Origin of the sequence: Virgibacillus profundi, assembly GCF_002287375.1 — a bacterium.
In the GTDB taxonomy this organism is placed as follows: domain Bacteria; phylum Bacillota; class Bacilli; order Bacillales; family Amphibacillaceae; genus Virgibacillus_K; species Virgibacillus_K profundi.
The window spans coordinates 1-578 of the sequence record NZ_NPOA01000043.1 but is presented as its reverse complement, the minus strand read 5'-3'; the positions used below and the strand labels follow the sequence as shown (position 1 = coordinate 578).

At 48.3% G+C, this 578-nt stretch carries 2 tRNA genes and 1 rRNA gene; all 3 read left to right on the top strand.

Annotation, left to right across the window (positions count from 1 at the left end):
• Positions 1-98 (top strand): 16S ribosomal RNA (locus CIL05_RS21495); the annotation flags it as partial.
• Between the two features lie 119 nt (positions 99-217).
• A tRNA-Ile gene (locus CIL05_RS21490) sits at positions 218-294 on the top strand.
• Positions 295-307: 13 nt separating this feature from the next.
• A tRNA-Ala gene (locus CIL05_RS21485) sits at positions 308-380 on the top strand.
• Positions 381-578 lie beyond the last annotated feature (198 nt).

Here is a 578-nt window from a genome sequence, read left to right as displayed (position 1 = left end):
TAACCTTTTGGAGCCAGCCGCCGAAGGTGGGACCAATGATTGGGGTGAAGTCGTAACAAGGTAGCCGTATCGGAAGGTGCGGCTGGATCACCTCCTTTCTAAGGATATTAAGGAACGCCGGAGTGCCTTCTTTAGGGTACTCACGGTAAGGACATACTGTGTTGTTTGGTTCAGTTTTGAGGGATTAATTTCTCTTCTTATACTTATAATAATAGATGGGCCTGTAGCTCAGCTGGTTAGAGCGCACGCCTGATAAGCGTGAGGTCGGTGGTTCGAGTCCACTCAGGCCCACCATCTATTAATATACGGGGCCTTAGCTCAGCTGGGAGAGCGCCTGCCTTGCACGCAGGAGGTCAGCGGTTCGATCCCGCTAGGCTCCATTTTTGTACCTTGAAAACTAAATAAGAGTAATCAACGACATCTAATAAAAAACGCGGAAGCGACTGTGTAAACAGAAGTGGAAGCAAATGTAATATCGTAAGTTCTCTGAACTTTCAACTAGTAACTTAGTTAAGTGAAGAAGGGCGCACGGTGGATGCCTTGGCACTAGGAGCCGATGAAGGACGGGACTAACACCG